Raw genomic sequence first — 25,553 nt, 5'->3', positions numbered from 1 at the left:
GAGGTAATGAATCTGAAAAAGCTACAAGATATTTGGACGTTAGATGGAATATTCGTCGACAAAAATCATGATCATGTGATAGATGGGGTATCTCTATTTGTAGATTTACCAGTAGGATTCATGCCAAACGGCTTACTAGACTTTTTTGCAAGAGTAGGCTATGAAACAACAGCATTATCGTATAACTTTTTTGTAGATAATGGTCAAACAGTGAAGATGATATTTATGGAAAATGAAACATCTAATCTGGTCGAATATAAAAGCGATACGATATATATTTATTATCAAAATGAAAAAGAATGTTCTAGATTATTATCCGAACTTTCATTACTAGGTTTGGATTCTGCTGGTGAATTAGATGAGCAACTGTCTGTTATAAAGCCGATTCAAAGTATATCCGACATTTGGAGCTTTTCTGGCTTTGGTTCAGATATAGAAGCGTCGCCGCATCAAACATTATGCTTGAATGTGGAAGTAAATGAAGAACTTAAGTCTAGAGATGTTTTTATAGAACTATGCCATTTTGTTGCAAGAGCCGCATTATATTGCACGGAAATTAGGTTGCCTGTAACGGGTGATCCTTTTGCAACAATCCAATTTTCTATTTCTCCAGGTGAAAAAATTAAGTTTGAACTTGTCCGGAAAAATGTGTTTAAGTTAGAAGGAAATAAAATAGAAGTAGCTTCAGCGTTAGCATGGTTGAATGTGCAGAAAAACTGGAGTGAAGAAGGGACATTCGGGTACTGGGAGCAAAAAATGCGTTTAGATGAAAAAAAGGCGTCTAAGCTACTTTTTCAAGAAGATTGGGAAGATGTATCCGAAGTTGAATTAGCCCGAAATATTTTACAAAATGCAGTAGTAGAAGATGGAGCTAAAATAGAAGTATTCATTTCAGAACCGACACATATTCGACGAGAGTTGCAAAAAGAAATTCAGACTACTTTTCCGAATGTACAAAATGTGAAAGTGCACTCCGCTTTTAAAACTGGGTTTCAGTGGGTTAGGGAAGAAATCATTCCAATGATGACGAAAGAAACAATTGGGCTGAAAATCTATGCAAAAAACGATGACAATGAGGCTTGCTTAGAGCTACCAATTCGTTGGATTCAAGAAATGTATCCGATTGATGCTTATATTGCCAAACATACACATTTACAATTAGAAAACATTACTTTTTACAAAGAAGATCATTTAGAGCATACTTTCATTATTTATGGGATAAATAGTGATGGAACGATAAGTCAGCTTGGATATTTAGATATTCCAACCGTACAAATTCCATATGTGGAAGAAGGAAAATTTGCTTATCCTACTACTGGAGCAGTTCGAATTTACCGAGCGGACCATTCCTTTGAAACACATTTAATACCGACCGATCGAGAACGATTTTATGTCTATTATTTAGAGGAGTTTTTACCTCGTCTGACAGAGTATCTAAAAGAAATAAACGATGGACAAGGTACTAATCGACCATTATTTGATCGTATTGTATTAGATGTTTGGATGAGTGAACAAGAAGAGAAGCTGCAAATTGATGAAGAACGTATTTCTTCCATGGAGGCGCTTTACGAAGATATATATTTTAATACATTGGATTACTTTTCTGAATGGGGGAAAAAGAAGCAAGGTGTTTCGTTTAATGCACCAGGCGGACTTTATCCTTTCATGCACATAAGAGAAGGGGAGAAGCCAAAATCGACTATACAAGTTTTCGAGTGGGTAGATTATACACCTGCTACTTACAAAACTACTCAAATTCAGTTTGATGGCAATGAAATAACTGCTATTGTTGAGTCGAATGAAGAAAGGTATTCCTGTCTAGTAGAATCTTTTATTGCTGAAAAAAATGAGATTTGTGCTGAATTACAAGAGCAAAATGTGCGTGTAGTGTACCCAGATCATTCTTATTACGGAGAAAGTATCCCAGTTATCGAATGCTTTTTAGCGTCGGAGGAAATGTTCGATGCGGCTTTGAAGTTAACTTTGTTTAAGAAAACGATTGTTATAGAAGCTGGACATCATGCAAACGAAGTTTCAAGTACCCCGGCCGTTTTAAAGTTAGTAAAAGATTCATACATGAATGCTAGCTTGCTGCAAAACGTAAATATTATTGTCATTCCACAAGCAAATATAGATGGAAGCTATTTACTTTCGCAAATGGTAGTAGAACATCCAGAGTGGAAGCATCATGCAGCACGTTATAATGCTGTTGGTTTAGAATTTGCACATGTTAAATATCAGCAAACGATTTTTGGAGAAGCGAATATTTTACCGCAGTTAATGAGAAAATGGGCTCCAGACATTGTTGTAGATAATCATGGAATTCCGTCACATGAATGGGTACAACCTTTTGCTGGATATAATAGTCCACCTAGATTTCCGGTTTCTTATTTCTTACCAAGTGCAAAAATATATGGAATTGGGCGGATCTCACAGGATGTAAATCAGAATCTGTTGGCGGATAATTTAGAAGTAATTGTTCAATCGATTAGTAAAAAATTCGATGGAACGTCAATTGCAGATGAGAACGCTTACTGGAAAGAACGATTTATCAAATACGGTCATGCATGGTTGCCTGAAGTATTTCCAATTGAAGAAGCATCATCGATTAACTTTTATCGGGAGCAAAGTGTTACTCCAACTTACCCAACGGTTAGTATTTTACGTTATCCAGATTGGGTTGCGGCCGATATTATTTCTGAAGCTGCAGATGAAGTAGTATATGACGAAGTGCTAGAAAGCTGTGTGCAATCGCAGTATCTCTTTAATCTTGGAGTAATAGATGTTTTAAAAAATAGTCCAATGTCAATTATCGAACATTCTTTACGAAAGTATCGCGTACGTCCAATAAAATTAGAAATGGGGGAGTAATGATGAAAAAGTTATTATTAACAGGGTTTGAACCTTTTCTACATTATACTGTGAATCCTACGATGAAAATTGTGGAGGAACTAGATGGATTAGTAATTGGAGAATATAAAGTGATTAGTAAAATAATGCCTGTCGATTTTAAAGTTTCTGGGCAGCAATTACTACAGTTTTTAGAAGAAATACAGCCGGATGCTCATATTTCACTTGGGTTGGCAGCTGGAAGATTTAAAATTACACCGGAACGCATTGCGATTAATTTTAAAGACGGCGATGCGGATAATGAAGGGAACAAGCCAGTAGATGAGCTAATTCAAGAGGCTGGCGAACCAGGTTATTTATCTACTTTACCAGTCCGAGAAATGGTAAATAAGTTATTAGAAAATGGCTTTCCTGCTGAAATGTCTAATAGTGCAGGAACTTACCTTTGTAATAATGTCATGTATGAAGGACTGCACTATGCGAAAGCGTCTAATTCGAAAATGCTCTCCGGTTTTATTCATATTCCTGCATCTCATGAGCTTGCGATTCAACATGGGAATATTCCGAGTTGGTCACATGAGGACTTGAAGAAAAGTATCATTACATGCATCGAAGTATTGTAATATCATGAAAAATAATTTACCTCAAGTATGGAGAACTGGGGAACGTACGCTACGATATAGTTTTGGGGAAGGGATTAGTCGCGATATTTATCAGTCTGTCCATTCCTTTTCTGATTTTATCCTTTCAGAATTAGGCTATTTTATTGAAGAGGTTGTCCCAAGTTATCATACAGTTACTGTTTTTTTTCACAAATCATCTACTTTAGATACACTGAAAATAGATGAACTTCTCGAAAAATGGGAAGTGCTTGAATTAGACAATAGACTATTTTCTACCCGACAAATTACAATTCCTGTTTGCTACGAATCACCTTATTGTGAAGATATTACGAGAATTGAATGTATTACAGGATTATCACAAGATGAAATTATCCATTTGCACTCGAATAAAATATATACGATTTATATGATTGGTTTTTTACCGGGTTTTCCGTATTTAGGTGATTTAGATCCTGCATTATTTGTCCCTCGACTAGAAAAACCAAGAGTAAAAGTTCCAAAAGGGACAATTGGTATTGGGGGAAGTCAAACAGGCATTTATCCAATTGAATCGCCTGGAGGATGGAATATTATCGGAAGAACCCCCTTGGATATTTTTTCATTGCAACGAGAAAATCCTTTTCTCTTAAAAGCAGGAGACCAGTTGAAATTTGCATCGATTGGTCATAAGGACTTTAAGGAAATAGAGGATGAAATGAAAAACGATCGTGATGCAGTTTACAGATTTATAGCGGAGGTGGGAGTGTGAGAATAGACATCAATGCGGATGTTGGAGAAAGCTTCGGAAATTATGTAATCGGACAAGATTTTGAGCTTTTTAAAGTAATTACTTCAGCAAATATTGCTTGTGGGTTTCATGCAGGCGACTTTACCGTGATGAATAAATCAGTACAAGATGCAAAAGAAAACCATCTTTCTATAGGAGCGCATCCTGGATTTCCTGATAAACAAGGATTTGGCAGAAGGAGTATTAGCATGAGTCCTACTGAAATTTACGAAATGGTAGTATATCAAATAGGCGCTTTACAAGCTTTTTGTCGTATTCACGATGTGCCTTTATCGCATGTGAAACCCCATGGTGCTTTATATAATATAGCTGCAAAAGATGCTGATGTAGCAAAAGCTATTGCCCAAGCAGTATTTGATACGATACCTAGTGCTATTCTTTTCGGACTGTGTAATAGTGAGTTATTACATGCAGGAAATGAAATTGGGTTAAAAACGGCGGGAGAAGCATTCGCAGATCGTCGATATGATGATTTAGGACATTTAGTTGACCGAAGTAAACCAAATGCAGTTCTTACAAAATTAGAGGATATTATAAAGCAAGTTGAACATATAGTAATGCACCAGCAAGTTGAAACTGCTAGTGGCAAACTCATTCCTATACAGGCAGATACAATTTGTTTTCATGGTGACGGGAAAAATGTCGCTGAAATTGTACAAAAGACTAGAGAAGTACTAGAAGCAAAAAATGTAAAGGTTACACCTTTGGAGTTGATCTAATGAAAGAATTATTTCGAGTATTAAAAGAAGGTGTCTATGCTTCTCTACAAGATGGTGGTCGAATAGGTTATCGTGCGTTTGGAATACCTGTAGCAGGTCCAATGGACACAAACACATTTCAATTAGGCAATAAAATTATTGGGAATTCTCCAAATGAGGCAGCGATTGAATTGTTTTTAGGAGGGCTTTCCTTAGAAATTTTAACTACACATATGATTACGATTGGTGGAGCAGATCTTCGTGCGGAAATAGACGGTCAAAAAGTTCCTTTATGGAAGTCGATAACTGTTTATAAAGGGCAAATATTATCGTTTATACATCCGGTTCATGGAAGTATTGCATATATTTTTGCGTCAGGAGGCTTTGATACTTCTTCAATCATGGGAAGTAAATCAGCTTATCCGAAAGCAGAAATTGGGTGTACATTAAAAAAAGGAGCTGTATTATCAGTTCCTAACATAGTACTTCCAAAATACCAACGTGGGTTAGTTGCAACAGAAATCCCTACATATGAACAAGAGGTTGAAGTCGCAGTTTGGAAAAGTCCACATGAAGTATTGTTTCAGGAAGAAAGTATTCAAGCTTTTTTTCATTCAGAGTTTACATATAAGGGTGGAGATCGAATGGGTTATTATTTTAATGGCCCCGAGCTTCATTTTACAGAAAAAAGTGATATTTTATCGGAGGCAACTCAGTTTGGAACGATTCAAGTACCTTCCAACGGCCAGCCAGTCATTTTAATGGCAGATGCACAGACACTCGGTGGGTACGCAACGATTGGGAAAGTTGCTGATGCAGACTTATGGAAAATAGCTCAGTTAAGAAATGGTGGGAAAATTCGTTTTAAAGAAAAGTGAAAGTTATTTAAAGTAAGAAGCTTTTTGCGCAAGCGAGAGCTTCTTATTTTTATGCAAAGTTAACTTGTAATGTGAAATAGGTTCATTGTACAGTGAGGGTAAGAAGAAATGTCTTAATGAGGAGGGGTGTGGAGAGATGAGTAGAAAAACCTCTATTGTAATATCAATAAGTGTCTATTTACTAACGATTTTTAATGTGTATTACTATTCATGGCGACCTAATTCGAACGTTCCAATAGCAGAGAATGGCGCACTCTCGATAGAAAATTGGAATTTTAATGAGGACGGTGTAGTGAAGCTCGACGGTAACTGGGATTTTTACCCGAATGAATTAATAACACCAAATCCATTAGTAGACATTTATACAAAGTATGAACCGATACATAAACTTATAAAGGTTCCAGCTAAATGGGACGAGCTACTTCCAAAAGAACAGACTCCCTATGGTGTTGGAACATATCGTTTAATTATTCAAGTTCCAAAGGATGATCTTTACGGAATTAAGGTAAATACGATTCGTAATGCTAACAGAGTATATATAAACGGAGTAGAAGTTGGAGCAGCTGGAAATCCTTCCAAAGACAAAGCAGAGTATCGCTATGATTTTAAAAAGCATGTTGTATTTGCAGATAGTATAAACAATCAAATTGAACTAGTTGTTTTAGTTGCAAATTACGAGTATGCGCGCGGAGGAATTGTAACCTCATTAATTTTCGGTACGAAAGAGCAAATTATCGTGAAGCAAGACACAGCAAAGCTACTTGATATTGTCCTTATTTCTGGGTATATACTTTTTGCAGTTATTTATTTTATTACGTATTTCCAACGAAAAAAGTATATTTATGAACTGTTTTTTAGCTTTTTTTGCTTATTCCAAGGATTATATAATTCTACTGTAAATGAAAGATGGTTGTTTTTACTATTCCCTCATGTAACTGCAAAAGTACAAGTTGATATACAAATGACATTTATAAGCTTGTCCATGCTATTTTTTATTTTATTTGTGTATCGTTTTTTCTATTTAAGCTTTTTTAAAAAAGGAACAATTGTTTTTTGTACGGTCTTAGGGGTACTTGCATTCTTATTTGGTATATGTAATCCATTACTCGATATATTTCGATTTTTGCCATTGAAAAATATTCAGTTACTAATAACTTGTACAGTGGGAATCAGTTATATGTATATATTGATCATGCTTTTGAAGGTTTTTAAGAAAAAAATCGATGAAACCGAGTATGTAAGGGTAACAGTAACCTCTTTTATGGCTTATGGAGTATTGCTAGGCTTAGAGTTCTTTTTTGAAATATATATTGTAGGTATTTCGCTGTTCTTATTTTTATTAATGGTAGCAAGTTTATCATTACTAATGAACCATCGTTCGCAAGTGGCTTTTTATAAAGTAGAGGAATTGTCGAAGGAACTCCTTGTGTACGATCAGCTAAAAGATGAATTTTTGGCGAAAACTTCTCATGAATTAAGTACGCCTTTACATGGTATTTTAAATCTTTCTAAATCATTGATGGAAGGTGTCGAGGGGCCACTCAAGCGGCAACAGCAGGAAAGCGTTATATTAATCCATAATATCGGAAGAAGACTCGCAAATTTAGTAGAAGATCTGTTATTTTCATCTAATATTAAAAATAGAGAAATATCCGCTTTTGCAAGACCTATAAATATGGACGTAATAGAAGACGTTCTTGCCGAAATGGTTTACTTAATACCTGCAACGAAATCGTTAAAATTAATAAACAAAGTACCGACAAACTTGCCGTTGCTATTTGTAGATGAACATCGTTTGAAACAAGTGTTATTCAATCTTATTTATAATGCAATTACCTACACACATAGGGGAAAGATTACAATACATGCAGAAGTGCATGAGAATGAGATGCAAATATGTGTAGAAGATACTGGAATTGGTATTAAGGAAGAGCATTTTGATTTACTATTTTCTACGTTTTATCAAATAGAAAATAGCGGCTTAGGAAAAAAAGAAGGCCTCGGACTTGGTTTAAGTATAACGAAGCAAATAGTAGAAAGTTCAGGAGGGCGTATTTGGGTTACTTCTGAAGTTGGTCAGGGGTCACGCTTTACATTTACAATTCCACTTGCTGATGAAAAACAAAAAGAAGTTATAATGGCTATAGAACAAGAGACAGAAGTGATTCATATTCCAAAGAGGGAAGTAGATAGTTTGCCAGAACTACCTAGGAAAATTAGTGGAAAGAAAGCTCAGACTATTTTAGTCGTAGATGACGAGTATGCCAATTTAAAAGTACTGATCAATATTATTAGCTCGCTTGAGTATAATCTCATTGCTGTTGATAGTGGGGAAGCTGCGATCGAAATACTGAAAGAAGAAAAGATAGATTTGATGATAGTTGATGTGATGATGCCAGAAATGTCTGGCTATGAACTGTGTAATATTGTCCGTATGGAATATGATTTAGTTGAATTACCAATAATCATCCTTACAGCAGCTGGACAATTAACGGATTTAATTGTTTCATTCCAAGCAGGTGCAAACGACTTCTTACAAAAGCCTGTTGATTCGGAAGAGTTGAAGGTGAGAATTGAATCGTTACTCGCTATGAAAAAATCAGCGGAAGATGCTGTTAATAATGAATTGGGTTTTTACAATGCTCAAATTACACCACATTTTCTTTATAATACGCTGAACACAATTATTGGGTTAAGCTACCAAGATGAAGAAAAAACGAGGGAAGCATTGGAATATCTCTCCATCTTTTTCCGAGCAAAATTAGATTATAAAAAATATAATTTGCTTATCCCACTAGAAGATGAGATAGAACTAGCAAAAGCGTATTTAGCTATTGAAAAAATGCGTTTTGGCGATCGACTAACGATTGAATACTATATAGATGAAACGATAGAAGCCTATCTTCCTTCTATGACGATTCAACCATTAGTGGAAAATGCAGTTCAACACGGTATTTCCAAAAAAGAATCTGGAGGCATTTTAAAACTTTCGATTCAATGTGACACGTCACAAGTGATCATCACGATAGAAGATAATGGAGTAGGAATTCCTCTTGAAAAACAAAAAGAGCTTTTAAGCAATAAAAACGATCGAATTGGATTTACGAATCCTTTTAAAAAGTTAAAATTGATAAAGAAAGCATCGTTTAAATTAGAAAGCGAAGAAGGTATTGGAACAAAAATCACCATTTCATTACCAGGGGCGAAGGAGGGTTTAGATAAATTAATTGAATAATAGTGGAAATATAACATGAAGCTACAAGAAAAAAACACTAATTTTCTTATGAATTGAGAAAATTAGTGTTTTTTTTAGATTTTGATAATGTAATTTGTTCAGAATTTGTTCAGTGGAAAAGGTTAACATAAAGTAGGTATTTCTGATTGCAAATAATATGAACCGCTAAGAAGTGCAAATAAAAGAAGTGACAAAGAACTAAAAAAAAGAAAAAATTGTAATTTAGAAAATACCTAAGTTTTGAATGAATGATTAAACTAGGAAAGGAGATATGAAATTGCGGACAATAGTCAGTATTTGTTTTTTACTTTTAGGTTTTTTCTTAATTTTTTCTCCCCAAATCGAAAAAAAATTTTCAGATTCTAAACAGGATCACTTGATAGAAGCTTTTGAAAACCTAGGGAATATTAGTGTACATGAAGAAGCCGAAATGCCAATAGAAGTACAAGCAAATGCTGATGAAGAGAAACCAGCATTATTAGAAGGGGCGAGAGGCATCGTACGTATTCCGGCAATTGAATTGGAAATGATGATTTTTGAAGGGGCGAGTGAAAGTTCTTTAACAAAAGGAATTGGCATGATTGAGCCTGATAAAGAATTCGACGTTCATAATGTTGGACTAGCGGGACATAGATCGACGACTAAAGGAAAGCAATTCAATCGTTTAGACGAACTAGCACTTCAAGATGTCATTGAAGTACAAACCGAATCTGGTACATACGAATATGAAATAGTTGACACATTCGTTGTAGACCAATCAGAAGTACATGTGCTCGACGATCAAAAAGATGCATTACTAACTCTAGTTACATGCACGCCACTAGGCAAAAAAAATCCAACCGACCGGTTAATCGTTCAAGCAAAAATAAAGACTATAAACTAACAGGAGGTTACTATGAAAAAAATTAGTTTTATATCACTAGTTTTCCTACTAGTCTTGCAAAGTTTCATAGGACCACTAGCGGCAAGCGCAAACGCTGACCCAGTCCAAAACTTTACTGCCGAAGTCCAAGTAGACGAAGCAGGAAAAGCAACACTAGTTTGGAACTTTACAGCAGGAACTGGCATGGAAACAGAGCAAACATACTCTATCCAAAGCCAGCATAAATTCGACACAGTACAAACAGGTGACCTATTAATCGGAAGCACTAAAATAGGAACATTCACTATTTCAGTGGACGGTCTTGTTACTGTAACGATGTTGGCTGGCCAAGCAACAGATGGTTCTGGTGCAGTTGAAGTTACTGGAGTGCAAGTTGAAGAGCCAGTTGCGCCAGAAGAGGAACAAGCAGAAGAGCAAGTTGCTGGTGGAAAACAAGCAGCTTTAGGGAATGCGTTGTTGGGCCCAGTGCTGTTGGCTGCTGGAACTAATGAACCAACTGTGAATCCAAATGTTATTCACACAATTACAGCAGATCCGAAAATAAAAGTTCCAGGTTATCGTCCAACAATGGACGAACAAATTGATTTAGAAATTAAATTTACACTTCCTGCTGACCATAATTATGGAAATGGCTCGACATTAACTTATCCATTGCCTGAACCGTTAAAAGCGGTGAGTGGATCTGGTGACTTACCGAGTGAGGATGACCCGTTGGTGGCAATGGGGACTTATAAAATAATTGGTGGCAATGTGGTCATTGTATTTAATGAAAACATTCGTACAATTTCAACAGAAGGTGTATCTCTACCACTTGAAACGAATGGTAATTTTAACATCAAAGCTATATTTAGTTCTTCTAGTAACGAACTAGAGCAAGAATTGAAACTGCCAATGGCTGGTGGTGAAGAAACGATTCAACTGTATTTCCAACCAAAAGGTGGAAAAACAATTGATAAAACTGTCGCACAAGAAAATGCAGATAGAAAAAACAGTACCTTTGTAGAGTGGACAGTTAATGTCAACACTGAGATGGTTGACCTTAAGACTGGGAGTGAATTCAGTGATGTACTGACAGGTAACCACAAATACGATACAAATTCACTGAAAGTTAATAGATACACAGTAGATGCAGTTGGAACTAAAAGTGCTAAAGTGGATGTTACAGCTTCATATACAGCACCAAGCGATACTGCAACTAACTTCAAGTTAAATCTAGAAGGTAAATATGCGTATGAAATTATCTACAGAACAATTCCTGGAGATACTGATAACGCTAGCCAAACAGTGAGTAATGTAGCGAATTTTAATTTGAAGTCTACACCGGCTCTTTCAACAACTATTCAATATGGTGCACCTTTAACTAAGTCGGTAAATAAAACGACAGCCCAAACGACTAAAGCTAATGAAACAGCAACATGGACAGTTAAAGTCAATGAAAATCGCAAAACGTTAACAGTTGGGACTAAAATTACTGACAAATGGACGTCTAATTTGGATAAGCACGAATTTACTGGGGATATTACCGTTACTGGCGGTCCTATATTAGGAATGGACTACAAGGTTCGGTACTTACAGGCTGATGGTGTTACAACAGAAACCGACAAAACGTCTGCAAAAGGATTTGAGATTGAATTATTAAAACCAGTATCTGAGCCATTCGAAATCAAATATCAAACAAAACCAAATGATTTAATAAAGGGCTCTAACATTAACCTTGGAAACACAGTTGTTCGTAGTGACCGTTTATCTGATTCTAAAACAGCTACTGCTCTTTATGGACAAAACGTAATCAGAAAATCAAATGCAAATCTTAACTATCAAACGAAAACAGTAGACTGGACAATTGTGTTAAATAATGCGGGTTATGAGATGACAAATCCGCTATTAAACGATGTTTTCGAAAATAGTAATTTAGGTGTTGTTGGAACGCCGGTTGTCAGTTACGGTAGTAATACTGAGGTGACGCACGTTTATACCAACAACAGTAAAAATGGATTTGACATTCAATTCACGGGCACAGTAAGAAGTCCAATCACAATTACGTACACAACAAAATATGATGTTCAAGCAGAAACGAATCTTGACGCATATAACAATATTGGGACATTGGAATGGGATGGAAAAACATACAGTTCTACTCATTCAAATGCGGTAGTAATCAATGACCAACAAAAAAACAAAGGGTACAAAGAAGGTAAATATAATTATCAAACGAAAACATTTGAATGGGAAGTTGGAATTAACTACAACTTCGATGATATTACGAGTGCTGTATTTACAGACACATTATCCGACACACAAGTAGTTGATCGTGATTCAATCAAAGTGTATCCACTAAATTTATCAAGCGGTGGAAATGGAACGATTGATGGAGTTGCTTTAACGGAAGGTACCAATTACACATTAACATCTGCACCATTAGAAAATACATTCACGATTGAATTTAGCAATACGATCACCAAGCCATATCGAATTGTGTATGAATCGAAGGACAAAGACGATTTCTACACACCGAATAACACAAAAGATAGTGTTTCAAATAACGCTACTCTCAGCGGAACTTATTCAGTTGGACCTTACTCAGCAGCATGGAATAACGTTACAGTTCCGGTTGAGCATTCACAAAATTTAATTTCGAAGGTAGCCAGCCAAACTGGAACTGGTTCAACAAAATTGAATTGGACGATGAATCTAAATTGGAACCAGTCAACACTTACCAATGCAATCATTAAAGATACAGTAGGTGATGATTTGGCTGGCAATCCGAACCAAAAGATTTATGAAGATTCGTTCAAAATTTGTGAAATGAATTTTAGTGGAACGAACTCAAATCCTACTGAAGGCATATGTCATGATCCTGGTGACGGGCTGTATGACGTTTCATTTACCGACATGGATTCAACATTTACTATCGACTTTAATCGTACAATCGATAAAGCGTACCGTGTAAAATACGACACTTTCTTCTTAGGTGGAGGAGGTTCACAAACAGTTGTAAATGAAGCAAAACTAACTTACACTTCAGATGATACAACTAATCATGCTGGTAAGACTGCTAATTACAATCAAAATTTTACATTCTCAGGTAGCGCATCGAATACTAAAGGTCAATTTGTTATTACGAAGGTTGACGCAGATGACAATACTAAAAAATTAGATGGTGCAGTGTTTGAACTTTGGACAGCAGCATCGGGAGGTATTCTAATTGAAAGAGTTTCTGAGAGTGTTGATGGTGAGTACACTTTTAAATCAAAATTAGGACAAAAAGGTAACTACTTCCTAATTGAAACGCAGGCTCCAGCGTTTTATGACAAGGAGTCGTCGCCGTATAAAAACCGTGTAAAAGTAAATCTAAATAATGTCTTAGAACCGATAAATGTAACGAACAAAAAATTTAATCAAGCAATTAAGTTAGTGAAAACAGATGAAATTACTGGAGACTTACTTGCAGGTGTTGAGTTTAAACTTCAATTGTTAGATACCGCTGACTCGGTCTATAAAGATGTTGTCGGCAAAGAAAGTTTAATAACAGATGTGAATGGTGAGATTTATATTGATGAACTTGAAGCGGGTGACTACCGACTTGTTGAAACTGTCCCATTGAATTTATACTATTTCGATACGACTAACCCAACAACAGTGAATTATAAAGTCATTGACGGTCAAACAGTAGCACTTTCAAAAACAGCAACGAATTTCAAACAGGGTGATCTTCTCATCAAGAAAACAGACAAAGATGGCGGTACATCATTATCAGGTGCAGTGTTCACATTGAATGTTGTCGGTGATAATACAGTGCTGTACACATCTTCAGCATCAAATAGTGAAGGTCTTGCAACATTTACAAATGTAAAATATGGTGTATATGAAGTTAAAGAATTAACGCCACCAACTGGCTATGCTGGGGCAACAGGTATTCCAAATATCACAGTAAATGATGCTACCAATATCTTAGTAACTGCTGATGTAATCGCCGCAACAGTGGAAAACGAAATAATTAAGCAAGCTGTTACACTTACTAAAGTTGACGAAGATACTCATGCACCATTAGTAGGAGCAGAATTTGAGTTATACGATTCAAGTGATGTAAAAGTGACTAAGGATGCTGACAATGATGATATTACAGTAGCCGAATTAACAACTGGTAGTAATGGTAAGATTACTATCAATAATTTACCAGCGGGTACCTATTACTTTAAAGAAGTAAAAGCACCAAACTATTACTTATTACCAGATGCAGCTGACCTTAATACAGCTCCTTTTATAATTGAACCAGATCAAACAGACATGGACGATGTAGGAGAAATTAAAAATAAACGTGGTCAAGGAGAAATAGTTATTACAAAAGTAGATGCTGCTGATAATTTAATTCTTTTAGATGGAGTTAAATTTGAACTTTCTAATAAGGATGGCTCTGTTAAGAAGAACGGAACAACCGTAAATGGTGTCTTGACGTTTACTGGACTTCCATACGATAGCTATACTTTAAAAGAAATAGAATCACATGCAGATTATATTCTTGATAAAACTGAAAAAACGATTGTACTAGATTCAGATGCACGAGTTAATGGAGCGATTGTAAAAGAAACAATCAAAAACACTAAAACAGATCGTTCTGTAACATTAACAAAATATAATTCGAACAAATCTCAGAAACTAAAAGGGGCAATTTTCGAGTTAAGAAAAGATACAGGTACTTTAGATGGAGACAACAACCCTATATATGATGTTGTTCCAGGAATAGATGTAGCCGACTTAACAACTGATACTAACGGTGAAATCAGTTTGAAAGATTTACCGGTTGGGAAATATCAGTTAGTAGAAACAAAAGCTCCTGCTGGTTATAAGTTAGATAAAACACCAGTAGAGTTCGAAATAACAGAAAAACAAGAGCAAACTACATTAGTTGAAAAAACGAATGTTAGAGTTTCTACAGGCGGGGGTGGAGGTTTCCCAGTAGATCCGGGAACACCACCAGTAGATCCGAATAAGCCAGGAACACCAGGTACTCCGGGAGATCCAAATAACCCGGGAACACCAGGTACTCCGGGAGATCCAAATAACCCGGGAACACCAGGTACTCCAGGAGATCCAAGTAACCCGGGAACACCAAGTAACCCGGGAACACCAGGTACTCCGGGAGATCCAAGTAACCCAGGAACGCCAGGTACTCCGGGAAATCCAAATAACCCAGGAAATCCGAATAACGCTGGAAACACAACGGGTAATGGAAATCCAAATAATGCGGGCAATGTATCGAGCGAAGGCGATCGAAATAATGCAGGAAACGTATCGAACGCAGGAGATTCTAATGCGTTAGGTGCTAATGGAAAAAATGTTTTACCTCAAACAGGTGACACATATCCATACGGAACATTATTTGCAGGTCTAGCATCGATTCTTGTCGGACTTTGGATTATGTTCAATAGAAGAAAAACGACAAAAGCATAACAAAACCAAAAAGACTATTAGTCGGTTAACGCCGCTAATAGTCTTTTTGGTTTTGGATGAATTTTTCTCAGAAGTACATTAACAAATTGATTATCCATATCGAACCACAAAGCTATGGACAAGTTTGTTTCAATGAAAGAATCTACCACTATTTTAGTCTGTTGTACAACTAAACAAAGAGGAATTGAAAAGGGAATCGAACGAGGAATAGAAAAAGGAACTGAACAAGTAGTCCGCGGAATGCTGCTGGAAAACCTATCGGTTGAGTTAATTGCAAAAGTAACCGAATTGGAAATGGAAAGAATCGAGCAAATTAGAATCATTTTATAAATATAGTGTAAAAGCAGTTGGAAGTGACTATGTCGTTTTCAAATGCTTTTTATATCTGAAAAATATTATTATCGATTGATAATAACGGTAATTTTTCATTATAATTTAAATTCATTATAAAGATAGGTATTTAGTTATTTTAATTTTTTCTTAAAACAACGAAAAAACATGATATTCGAACTAATGTTGGGTGTAATCATAGAAGATTATGAACTATAATTAATTCATGATTGAGTAGGAGGAATAAAGATGAAGCAAATAACGAAACTTGCAATTGCTATTACATTAATTTTGAGCATCTTTCCAATACAGAGTTTTGCAAAAGAAGTTTCTACTATAGCTATATTAAGTAATGAGAAGCAAAAAGCTTATAATAGCATTGTAGAAAGTCTTTTAAAAGTTGAGGCTAGTGCAAAATTTAACCCAGATGAAGTAAATTACATGGAAATTAGTGACCTTGTAAATAAAGCGGTAGATAATAACCCATCTATTTTTTATTATGCATCTGTGAATACGTCTTCTGATGGCACGATTAATTTCAAATACAATGATGACACGCAAACAATTTTAGATAAAAAGAAAAAAATCGATGTTGAAGTGGATCGTATTATCAAAACAACGATCAAAAAAGACATGAGTGATTTAGAAAAGGTAAAACAAATTCATGATTATTTAGTTATGACGATTGCTTACGACACGAGAACAAAAGACCTTCCAAAAGAGTCGTATGGAGTTGAGGGAGCTTTATTTAACAAAACTGCTGTTTGTGATGGATATACGAAATCGATGCAATTATTGCTGAATAAAGTAGGAGTTGAGACTTTATTTGTTGCTGGAACAAGTAAAGGTGTTAATCACTCTTGGAATCTCGTGAAAGTGGATGGTGAGTATTATCATGTCGATGCTACTTGGAATGATCCAGTTCCGAATAAACCAAATGTGAATTACAATTATTTCTTAATGACTAATGAGCAATTGAAAAAAGATCATCAGTGGAATGAAAAAGACTACCTAATAGCAAAAAGTAATAAGTTTAGCTATTTTCATCTAATGGAAAAAATGATTGAAAAAGACGGAGCGTATTACTATACGAATGGAAAGGACGAATTGTTATACAAAATGGATAAAAAAAGTAGTAAAGTTTCTAAAGTAACGAATGATAAAGTTCCTTATTTCGCTATTCACGGTCAATGGATTTATTATAGTAACTACTCAAAGAGTGGTTATTTATATAAAATGAAATTGGACGGAAAAGGAAAAAGTCAAATAAATTCTATTCATGTACAAGATTTAGTTGTAAAAGGTAGTACTCTACACTATAAAGATAATAAGTCGAATAAGAATCGTACTTTGGTGTTAAAATAATTGAAAAACTAGCATACCTGTAAGTAGGGATGCTAGTTTTCTTTATTTGAGTTCTAAATGCTCCTTTAAACTTTTTGTTACAGTTGAGAGCTCGTTTTCATCCATTAAATAATACCAAATGCCATCGATGCGTTTTCCTTCACCTTTTTGAAAAGATAACGAGTCTATTTGATTGAGCGAGTTTTTATAGCCTTTTTGTATATCAACCATTTGTTCAAAAGTCATATTTGTTCGTATATTTTGTTGGAGAGATGCCAGTAGCTCTTTATAATTCCATAAACTGTTTAGAGAAGCTCCTTCTCGCAAAATAGCTTGCAGTACTTGTTTTTGTCGTGCTTGTCTTCCGAAATCACCAAGAGGATCATCCATTCGCATTTGCACATAACCAAGTGCTTGTTCTCCAGTTAAATGAATGGAGCCTTTTTTATATTCAACATCATCGACTAAAAAAGCAAGGTCATTTTCTACTGTAACACCACCAACAATATCTACAATTTCTAAAAAACTTTCCATATTTACTTGGATTACATAATCGATCGGTATACCGAGTAAGTTTTCAACTGTCAGTAAGGACATGTCCATTCCACCAAATGCATAGGCGTGATTGATTTTATCAAGCTTTGCTTTCCCGATAATTTCAGTATACGTATCTCTTGGAATACTAATCATCTTAGTGGAGTTAGTAGTTGGATTTACTGTTAGTACAATGATTGTATCAGAGCGACCGACATCATTCTCGCGTTCATCAACACCAAGTAAAAGTAATGAAAAAGGTTCTTTTTCTACTAGCTCGACTTTCTCTGTTCTTAGTTCAGAGACTTTACGTATTTCTGGTTCGTGAATTGTTTCGAGTGTAGTAGAGACATCTTTGTAAAGAGTGCTTGCGTATACGGTACAACCTAGAAAAAAGCTTGCTATAAGTAATATCCATATTCTTTTCTTTCTCATCATGGACCTCGATTCTTTCATTACACATGTATGGTTAAATGTATGAAATGTAATTAGAAAATATTAATAACTAGTATGTATTTAGAATGCTAATCTTAAACGTTTAGAAGGAAACTGCCTTCTTTGTCGAATCTATTATTATTTCTCGGGAAATATTTCTAGTAATTCCCTGTAAATTCGATAAAATGAGAAGGAGATATAAGTTTAAAAATTGGGGGATATTATGAAGAAGTTTGCAGTATTAGCGGTATTGTTTATTTTATTATGTAGCAGTTTACAAGTGTCGGCTGCAACTAAGACAGAGAAGGTAGGGGCTTCATTTGTGCGTTCTGTTGCAATGAGTGGGGCAGCGGCAACCGTAAATGATGTTGCGTATCAATATGTTATTTTACAAGGAGATCCAGCAGCGCTTGCTGTTTATAAATTGCCATCAAAAGAGTTGGTTCATGAAGTGAAATTACCTAAATCTTCAGCGGCGTGGGCGATTACAACGGATGCTAGTGGTCAAGCGTGGATTGGTGGAACGCCTACTGCGGTATTATATAGTTATAATCCGGTAACTAAAAAACTTACGAATCATGGAACTCCTGATAATAGTCATACATCTATATTAGACTTAGAAGTAGTTGGAAATGCTATTTATGGAAGTACGGCTCCTAATGGGAAAGTGTTTAAATTTGAAAAAGGAAAATTCACAACACTTGGTGCCGCAACTGGCGTGCAGAAAAATGCCCGAAGTATAGCTTTACAAAAAGGCTCTAACCGTTTGTTTGTAGGCTCTGGTTCCAAAGCATCTCTTATCGTATGGGATTTAAAAACGAATGCGAAAAAAGAAATTTTGCCACCAGCGTATAAAAAAGAAAGTGATGTATATGATTTAGATTTTGCTGGAGGATATATTTTTGCGAAAGTTAGTCCAAGTAAAAAAGTGTTAGTTTTTGAAGCTAGTACAAATAAGTTTTTAAAAGAGCTACCTGCGGGATCAAGAGGTGTTTCACCAGCTTCTCCTATAGATGGTAATGTTTATTATTCTTATATGCAAAATTCATCTACTAGTTTGTATCGTTTTAATATGAAAACAAAATCTGCTGAAGATATGAAAGTGAATTTAGCAGGAACGGAAGCTGTGTCTTTAGATTTCGTGAAATTAGCTTCAGGTGAAACAATGCTGACGGGACTGTTAGGGAATACGGGTACTCACTTACTATATAATGTATCAACTAATAGTGTAGAAATTTCTAAACTGGTTTTGCCTGAACAAAGCGTTCCGATCCATACAATCAAGTCAGATGAAGCGGGCAATATTTTTACAAGTGGCTATGTGTCAGGTCAAGTAGCAATACTAAATCCGCTTGATCAAAGTAAAAAGCAAATTTTAGGTATTGGGCAAGTAGAAGGGATGGCTCCTTATGACAAAGGAATGTATTTAGGGGTGTATCCAGCTGGGGATGTGATGTATTATCATCCGAAAACGAGTCCATATGGGACGACTATTTTTTCAGTTGCTCAAATGGGACAAAATCGTCCAATCTCGCTTGCTGTTGCACCTGCTGAAAAAATGCTTGCTGTAGGCTCGCATCCAAAGCAAGGGACGGTCTCAGGTAGCTTTAGTTATTACAATATAAATACAAAAAAAGTATCTCATCGTAAAGCTTTATTTCCAAACCAAAGTGTAGTTGCTTTAACATATTCAAACGGTTATTTTTACGGGGGTACTTCTTCATTTGCGAATAGTAATCCAAATGGGATTGGCACTGCAAAGTTTTTCCGAATTTCTGCTAGTAATGTGAATGCTAAGCCTGAAGAGCTTGCAGCTCCGATAGCGAAAGCTAGACTGATTTCAGCCATGGCAACTGGTCCTTCTTCTACTATTTGGGGCTTAGCAGATGGATCTGCCTTCGTATATAATCCTAAAACAAAGAAGATGCAATCGATTTCTGTTGTCGCTAGAACAAGTGGACAAATTAAAAATGGCTCTATTGTTGATGGAAAGGATGGCTATATGTACGGAACAATTGAAAATAAACTGTTCCGAATCCATGCTACTTCACTAAAATTAGAAATGCTTGGAGATCAACATGCGAATGGTGTTGCTTTAGGTGGAGATGGACATATTTATTTCACTACGGGTGGAGATGTATGGCGATATAAAAAATAATATATGAAAAAGGTTACCTACAAAAAAGGTAGCCTTTTTTGTAGCCACAAATATGTAACAAATAATGCCTCGAAAAGCAAATTTGTATATGTTTTGTCTTTCTTTATTTCTATAATGGAAAGAAAGGGAGGGATTAATGTTGATGAGTTCCGTTCGAAACAAATTAGTACTATTAGCTGCTGTCGTTATAATTATTCCCCTACTTACTGTAGGAATCATGAATTATAGTGTTGCAAAATCAGAGTTGGATTACTTAGGAGAAGTAGGACTTCAAAATGGAACATTCGCTATTATAGATTTAATCGATGAACTTAATGAACAAGTTGAAAGCGGTTCCATAAGTTTGGAAGCTGCACAAGCAAGAGTTGGGGAGAAGATGATTGGACCAGTGGATGCGGAAAATAAGAGATCTATTGCGAATCCTGCTAAGTATGGTGAGAACTTTTACTTTTATGCAGTGGATGAATCAGGCGTATTGCAAGTGCATCCTAGCTTAGAGGGCCAAAGCTTATACGATGAACAAACGGATGATGGTCGTTATTTTATTCGAGAAGTAATCGAAGTTGCTAAAAGTGGAGGAGGATTTGTCTCATATGATTGGCCCCTTCCTTCCAATCCCGATAAAATTGAACCAAAAATTACGTATAGTATGTTAGACCCGAATTGGGGATGGACTATTGCGGCAGGAACATATGAAGTAGATTTCAATGGAGGGGCAATGGCAGTATTAAAAACATCTATTCTTGCAATAATTGGTTCACTAATTGTAGGAGTTGGATTGTTTTGGTTTTTTGCCGGAAAAATGACTGTTTACATTCAAAAAATTATGCATCTTACTTCGGATATTGCGGAAGGAAAGCTAAGTGGATCACTTGTTCCAATAGAAACGAAGGATGAGTTAGGAAAGCTTGCACAAAATGTGAATGAAATGAAAAGCAGCTTGGAAATAATGGTTGGGCAAACCCGAGAAAGCTCTGAACATATGAGAGTTTCTTCGGAAATGTTAAGTGCCATTACGGAAGAAACGACAGCATCTGCAGTTGAAATAACAAATGCAATTACAGAAGTTTCGAAAGGTGCGGTCATGCAAGCAGTAAATGCTGAAACAGCTATTGAGAAAGTAAATAATCTTTCGGATATAATTATGAAAACAACAGACCAATATAATTATATTATTGAAGATGTTTCAAAGATGACGACTTTACAAGAAAATGGACTTTCAAATGTAAATTATTTGGCGACAAATACAGACAAGTTTCATGGAGTTATAGAAGCTTTACGCAAAAATTTCGAACAGTTAACAACTAGAATGGGACAAATTACTGAGATTGTTCAAACAATTACAAATATCTCTGATCAAACGAATTTATTAGCTTTAAATGCAAGTATTGAAGCTGCTCGAGCTGGTGAGCATGGAAAAGGTTTTGCGGTTGTAGCAGATGAAGTTCGAAAACTTTCAGAAGGAACACAGGATGCTACAAATAATGTGAAAATGCTGCTTGTCCAAATCGAATCGGATACAAAGTCCGCTCAAATGCAGATGGAAGATACGTTGAAAATTTCTGTGGAACAGATTCATTCTGTAGATGATACAAAGCAATCATTTGTGGATTTATCAGAATCTATTAAGCAAATAAAAGAAGACTTAGCTTTCTTAGATGAAGAAATGAATGAAATGACTAAAAATCGAGAAGTAGTGGTTGAGTCTATTTCACATATTGCGATGGTTGCTGGAGAGTCAGCAGCTGCAACTGAAGAAATGAATGCATCTATTGATGAACAAAATAATGCGATACATTCTATTATGACCTCTGCACTTGAGTTGCAAGAAGAGGCAGAAAAAATGCACGAGCTTGTTGCGAGATTTACTTAAACGTTGTGCCAGCGCTCGACCGGAAATTTGGTTGAGCGTTTTGTTATGTTATACTTAAAACATATTTTAAAAAAGAAGGGACTTTCACATGACAAACGTATCTAACACATATAAAACAGAACTAAGCTTTTCGACAGATTGGGATATACCTGCACAAGAAAAATATATTTACCAATATTTTCATCAACAGCTAGAAGATTTAGAAGCAAACCAACTTCATGTTCATGGAGTGAAATTATATAAAGTGAGTGAAGATATAGTTGTTACTGCTATATTAAGACATTCTTTACCGAAGAAATTGCAATTGGAGCAAGTTGTTCTTATCGTAAAAGATAAAGAAGGAAAAGAATTAGCGAAGAAGCAATTTGATATGCAATTGTTTGGTGAATTGGAACCATGTACAGCTAGACCGTGGAAGTTTTTATTTGAGAAAGAAGATTTACTCGTTTCGCTTGATGAGATTACAAACGAAATGGACTTTGAAATGGTATTTGAATACTATGAAAAAGTAGTGAAAGATTTCGATTTGTACTTAGATGAAAATTGGTCGAATGGTTTAACAGAAGATCAACAGGTTTATGTGAAGGAGTTAGTTTCTACTTTAGAGCCGATTAAAGTAAATGAAATTTCAATTGTTGGATTCCATTTTTATGAAACGGAAGAAGCAGTACAAATTTATATTATTATCCGTAATGGATTTACAGAGACATTAACAATTGAAAACTTGCCGATTCAGTTATTTGATGCAACTGGAGAAATGGTATGTAAACTAGGCTTCCCAATTGGAGAGTTTGAGATTGCTTCGAAACAAGCACGACCGATTAGTTTGTCGTTCTCAAAAGAAGTGTTCATAAAAGAAAATCCAGATTTCAGCTCTTGGAAAATTGAAATGATCCCACAAACTTTATAATAAAAAAGGTCAGTACAATGGATTTTTCCGCTGTACTGACCTTTTCTTATTGTCTAGCTTCAGCACCTAGCCCCTCGGGGTCAAATGTGAAAAAGCTGTGATGGCTGAGGAACTGCCTCCTCGCTTTTCCCCATTTGCCTGTCGGGGCAGACATAGGTGCATACGCATTTCTTATTGTTCGTTTTTCGATGCGTGTACATGCAAATAGTAACGAATAATATCTCTGTTGAAAGAGTGAAGCATTTCATTGAACAAATGAAGTGCATCGAAAGAGAATAGTCGATAAGGATCTTCTTGTGAATAACCTCGAATACCGAGACCTTCTTTTAAATGATGAAGATTATCTAAATGAGTAATCCAATAACGATCCAATGTTTCTAAGTAAATCGATTGAATATCGTGCCAAATAGCGCCTGTAGCATCATCACTGCTTAATATATTTAATGCATCATTGTAAACTTCTTCTAATGTTTTTGTTAGTTTCTCTTTATTGTCCGAATCGAGCGATGTGAAATTGCTTTCGTCTTTAGACGTTAACATGTTCATAATTTTAATCTCATCGACTATTTCTTTTAAAAGAGAATGGCTATCAGATTCTTCTATGTTTAGTTCAGGAATTTCTTCTACCAGACCATAAAAGCGTTCTTGCAAAGCACTTTCTATAAGTGATTGCATATTTTCTACATATAATGCTTTTTCGCGATAGTTGTACATTACTTTTTGTTGATCATTACTAATTTCGTCTATTTTCAATAAATGAGAACGACTAGAAAAATGCATACCTTCGATTACATTTTGTACATTGTATACAAACTTCGTTGGATTTGGTGCACTAATTAGACCAGCATCATTTGTTTTAACTTTGCCTTTGTATTTCGCAAATTCTTCTTCATCGTAATAATAGAATAACTCATCTTCTAAAGAAACGATAAATTGTGTACTACCAGGATCACCTTGGCGACCTCCGCGACCACGAAGCTGCATATCAATTCGCGCACTGCTATGAAGCTCAGTGCCGATAATATGCAAACCTCCAAGTTCAGCGACACCTTCTCCAAGAATAATGTCTGTTCCACGGCCAGCCATATTTGTTGCAATCATTATTTTATTTAATTGCCCAGCAATTGAGATAAGTTCTGCTTCATCTTCTTCTGTTTTGGCATTTAAAATAGAATGTTCAATTTTCAATTCTTTTAAATAAGTAGAAAGTTTTTCGGATTGCTCAATAGACGTCGTTCCAATTAAAACAGGTCTTTTAATTTCATGGAATTTTTTAATCTCATCGACAATTTTTTTTGTTTTATCATCATATGTTAAATAAACAAGCGTTTCCATATCGATTCGCTTATTTGGTTTGTTTGTTGGAATTTCGGTCACTCGTAAATTATATGTTTCCCAAAACTCTTCTTTGGAAGGTACGGCACTACCAGTCATACCGGAAACATGCTTATACAATCTGAAATAATGTTGGATCGTAACAGAAGCTTGTGTATTGTTTTCTTCTTTTAAAGAAACTTTTTCTTTTGCTTCTATTGCTTGGTGGAGCCCGTCACTGTATGTACGACCATCCATCACACGACCTGTATAAGGGTCAACAATCATAATTTTATCGTCTTTTACAATATAATCTACGTCTTTATGCATAATAACTTTCGCACGAAGCGTTTGCATGGCAATATGCATGAATTCACGATGTTCGCTGTCATATACATTTTTAATGCCAAATGCAGCTTCTAAACGATCGGCACCGCCATCTAATAGTACAATTTGCTTCGTTTCAGGATAATGATCATAGTCTTCGCCTTCTTTGAAAGAATCCACTACAAGATGCATGATTGGAAATAAGTTTAAACTTGCGTTTGATTTCCCTGCAATGATTAATGGAGTTCTTGCTTCATCGATTAAAATACTATCGACTTCATCAATTAAAGCGTAAAAAAGAGGGCGCTGCACTAATTGGCCTTGGCCTTGCACCATATGATCTCTTAAATAATCAAAGCCGAATTCAGTACCAGTACCATAAGTAATATCACAATTATATGCAGCTTGTTTTTCACCACTATCGATTCCAGAAACGTTTAATCCAACCGTTAAACCTAAAAATTCAAATAGAGGTTTTGTTTCTTCAAAATCTCGCGTAGCTAAGTATTCATTTGCTGTAATAATATGCGTACCATTGCCGTAAAGCGCCATCACATATGCTGGAAGAGTAGCAACTAATGTTTTCCCTTCCCCGGTTTGCATTTGCGCAATCTGCGATTGGGTAAGAACAGCACCACCCATTAATTGCGAGTCATAATGACGCTTACCTAGTATACGTTTAGAAGCTTCACGTACGACTGCAAATGCTTCTATAATTATTTCTTCTGGTGATACATTATTGTTTAATTGATCACGGAAGTAATAGGAGTATTCTTGTAGCTCTAAATCAGTTTTATTTATAAATGAGTCTTCTAATGAATTAATTTTGGAAACAATTTTTTTTAATTGTTTAATCTCGATTACTTCTCCCGAGATCATTTTTTTTATAGATTGTAACATCGTCATTCTCCCTACTGTGTTTT

General features: G+C 35.6%; 15 protein-coding genes. 13 read left to right on the top strand and 2 right to left on the bottom strand.

From position 1 onward, the window contains the following. Positions 1 to 6: 6 nt before the first annotated feature. The 10 genes from RUH95_RS09625 to RUH95_RS09580 all read left to right on the top strand — a co-directional run bounded on the left by RUH95_RS09625 (position 7) and on the right by RUH95_RS09580 (position 17,100). Positions 7 to 2,871 (top strand): M14 family metallopeptidase, encoded by a 2,865-nt coding sequence (locus RUH95_RS09625; protein ID WP_313892650.1) that lies wholly within the window; start codon positions 7 to 9, stop codon positions 2,869 to 2,871. 2 nt (positions 2,872 to 2,873) lie between these two features. Further along, positions 2,874 to 3,473, top strand: coding sequence for a pyroglutamyl-peptidase I (locus tag RUH95_RS09620; RefSeq protein WP_313892649.1), 600 nt, complete (start codon positions 2,874 to 2,876; stop codon positions 3,471 to 3,473). 4 nt (positions 3,474 to 3,477) lie between these two features. After that, entirely contained in the window at positions 3,478 to 4,221 is a 744-nt protein-coding gene (gene pxpB / locus RUH95_RS09615) for a 5-oxoprolinase subunit PxpB (RefSeq protein ID WP_313892648.1), read from the top strand. Further along, positions 4,218 to 4,979 carry a LamB/YcsF family protein gene (locus tag RUH95_RS09610; protein WP_313892647.1) on the top strand — a complete coding sequence of 254 codons (762 nt, stop codon included), beginning with the start codon at positions 4,218 to 4,220 and terminating at the stop codon, positions 4,977 to 4,979. Before pxpB ends, RUH95_RS09610 begins: the two co-directional genes overlap by 4 nt. Next, complete coding sequence (locus tag RUH95_RS09605) at positions 4,979 to 5,836, top strand: 5-oxoprolinase subunit C family protein (protein WP_313892646.1); 858 nt, start codon at positions 4,979 to 4,981, stop codon at positions 5,834 to 5,836. The genes RUH95_RS09610 and RUH95_RS09605 overlap by 1 nt, the downstream gene beginning before the upstream one ends. 136 nt (positions 5,837 to 5,972) lie before the next feature. Then, positions 5,973 to 9,071, top strand: a complete 3,099-nt coding sequence (locus RUH95_RS09600; RefSeq protein ID WP_313892645.1) for a hybrid sensor histidine kinase/response regulator — start codon at positions 5,973 to 5,975, stop codon at positions 9,069 to 9,071. A gap of 277 nt (positions 9,072 to 9,348) precedes the next feature. Beyond that, positions 9,349 to 9,954, top strand: coding sequence for a class D sortase (locus RUH95_RS09595; protein ID WP_313892644.1), 606 nt, complete (start codon positions 9,349 to 9,351; stop codon positions 9,952 to 9,954). Between the two features lie 12 nt (positions 9,955 to 9,966). Next, on the top strand, positions 9,967 to 15,405 hold the full coding sequence (locus RUH95_RS09590) for a SpaA isopeptide-forming pilin-related protein (RefSeq protein ID WP_313892643.1): 5,439 nt from the start codon (positions 9,967 to 9,969) through the stop codon (positions 15,403 to 15,405). A 132-nt stretch (positions 15,406 to 15,537) separates the two neighbouring features. Further along, positions 15,538 to 15,735 carry a hypothetical protein gene (locus RUH95_RS09585; protein ID WP_313892642.1) on the top strand — a complete coding sequence of 66 codons (198 nt, stop codon included), beginning with the start codon at positions 15,538 to 15,540 and terminating at the stop codon, positions 15,733 to 15,735. Positions 15,736 to 15,984: 249 nt separating this feature from the next. Further along, positions 15,985 to 17,100, top strand: coding sequence for a DUF5050 domain-containing protein (locus RUH95_RS09580; protein ID WP_313892641.1), 1,116 nt, complete (start codon positions 15,985 to 15,987; stop codon positions 17,098 to 17,100). A 42-nt stretch (positions 17,101 to 17,142) separates the two neighbouring features. Here RUH95_RS09580 and RUH95_RS09575 read toward each other — a convergent pair whose 3' ends face one another. Next, a complete protein-coding gene (locus tag RUH95_RS09575; protein WP_313892640.1) occupies positions 17,143 to 18,048 on the bottom strand; it encodes an LCP family glycopolymer transferase in 906 nt (301 codons plus the stop codon). A 223-nt stretch (positions 18,049 to 18,271) separates the two neighbouring features. Between RUH95_RS09575 and RUH95_RS09570 the strand changes: the two genes are divergently transcribed. The 3 genes from RUH95_RS09570 (at position 18,272) to RUH95_RS09560 (ending at position 22,989) form a co-directional block, all read left to right on the top strand. After that, positions 18,272 to 20,206: an NHL repeat-containing protein gene (locus tag RUH95_RS09570; RefSeq protein ID WP_313892639.1), complete on the top strand. Its 1,935-nt coding sequence runs from the start codon at positions 18,272 to 18,274 to the stop codon at positions 20,204 to 20,206. Positions 20,207 to 20,348: 142 nt separating this feature from the next. Beyond that, positions 20,349 to 22,079 carry a methyl-accepting chemotaxis protein gene (locus RUH95_RS09565; RefSeq protein ID WP_313892638.1) on the top strand — a complete coding sequence of 577 codons (1,731 nt, stop codon included), beginning with the start codon at positions 20,349 to 20,351 and terminating at the stop codon, positions 22,077 to 22,079. 88 nt (positions 22,080 to 22,167) lie between these two features. Beyond that, positions 22,168 to 22,989, top strand: coding sequence for an SLAP domain-containing protein (locus RUH95_RS09560; protein ID WP_313892637.1), 822 nt, complete (start codon positions 22,168 to 22,170; stop codon positions 22,987 to 22,989). Between the two features lie 171 nt (positions 22,990 to 23,160). Here RUH95_RS09560 and secA read toward each other — a convergent pair whose 3' ends face one another. Next, positions 23,161 to 25,530: a preprotein translocase subunit SecA gene (gene secA, locus RUH95_RS09555; RefSeq protein ID WP_313892636.1), complete on the bottom strand. Its 2,370-nt coding sequence runs from the start codon at positions 25,528 to 25,530 to the stop codon at positions 23,161 to 23,163. Between the last annotated feature and the right edge of the window lie 23 nt (positions 25,531 to 25,553).

Origin of the sequence: Psychrobacillus sp. (genome assembly GCF_032154225.1) — a bacterium.
GTDB lineage: Bacteria > Bacillota > Bacilli > Bacillales_A > Planococcaceae > Psychrobacillus.
Note: the sequence above shows the minus strand (reverse complement) of the source record. Positions and strands in the feature narration are given on the sequence as shown.

Coding starts and splice junctions, on each gene's coding strand:
- RUH95_RS09625 (WP_313892650.1), top strand. CDS start 7: ATGAATCTGAAAAAGCTACAAGATATTTGGACGTTAGATGGAATATTC.
- RUH95_RS09620 (WP_313892649.1), top strand. CDS start 2,874: ATGAAAAAGTTATTATTAACAGGGTTTGAACCTTTTCTACATTATACT.
- pxpB (WP_313892648.1), top strand. CDS start 3,478: ATGAAAAATAATTTACCTCAAGTATGGAGAACTGGGGAACGTACGCTA.
- RUH95_RS09600 (WP_313892645.1), top strand. CDS start 5,973: ATGAGTAGAAAAACCTCTATTGTAATATCAATAAGTGTCTATTTACTA.
- RUH95_RS09560 (WP_313892637.1), top strand. CDS start 22,168: ATGACAAACGTATCTAACACATATAAAACAGAACTAAGCTTTTCGACA.
- RUH95_RS09590 (WP_313892643.1), top strand. CDS start 9,967: ATGAAAAAAATTAGTTTTATATCACTAGTTTTCCTACTAGTCTTGCAA.
- RUH95_RS09575 (WP_313892640.1), bottom strand. CDS start 18,048: ATGAGAAAGAAAAGAATATGGATATTACTTATAGCAAGCTTTTTTCTA.
- RUH95_RS09580 (WP_313892641.1), top strand. CDS start 15,985: ATGAAGCAAATAACGAAACTTGCAATTGCTATTACATTAATTTTGAGC.
- RUH95_RS09585 (WP_313892642.1), top strand. CDS start 15,538: ATGAAAGAATCTACCACTATTTTAGTCTGTTGTACAACTAAACAAAGA.
- RUH95_RS09570 (WP_313892639.1), top strand. CDS start 18,272: ATGAAGAAGTTTGCAGTATTAGCGGTATTGTTTATTTTATTATGTAGC.
- secA (WP_313892636.1), bottom strand. CDS start 25,530: ATGTTACAATCTATAAAAAAAATGATCTCGGGAGAAGTAATCGAGATT.
- RUH95_RS09605 (WP_313892646.1), top strand. CDS start 4,979: ATGAAAGAATTATTTCGAGTATTAAAAGAAGGTGTCTATGCTTCTCTA.
- RUH95_RS09565 (WP_313892638.1), top strand. CDS start 20,349: ATGAGTTCCGTTCGAAACAAATTAGTACTATTAGCTGCTGTCGTTATA.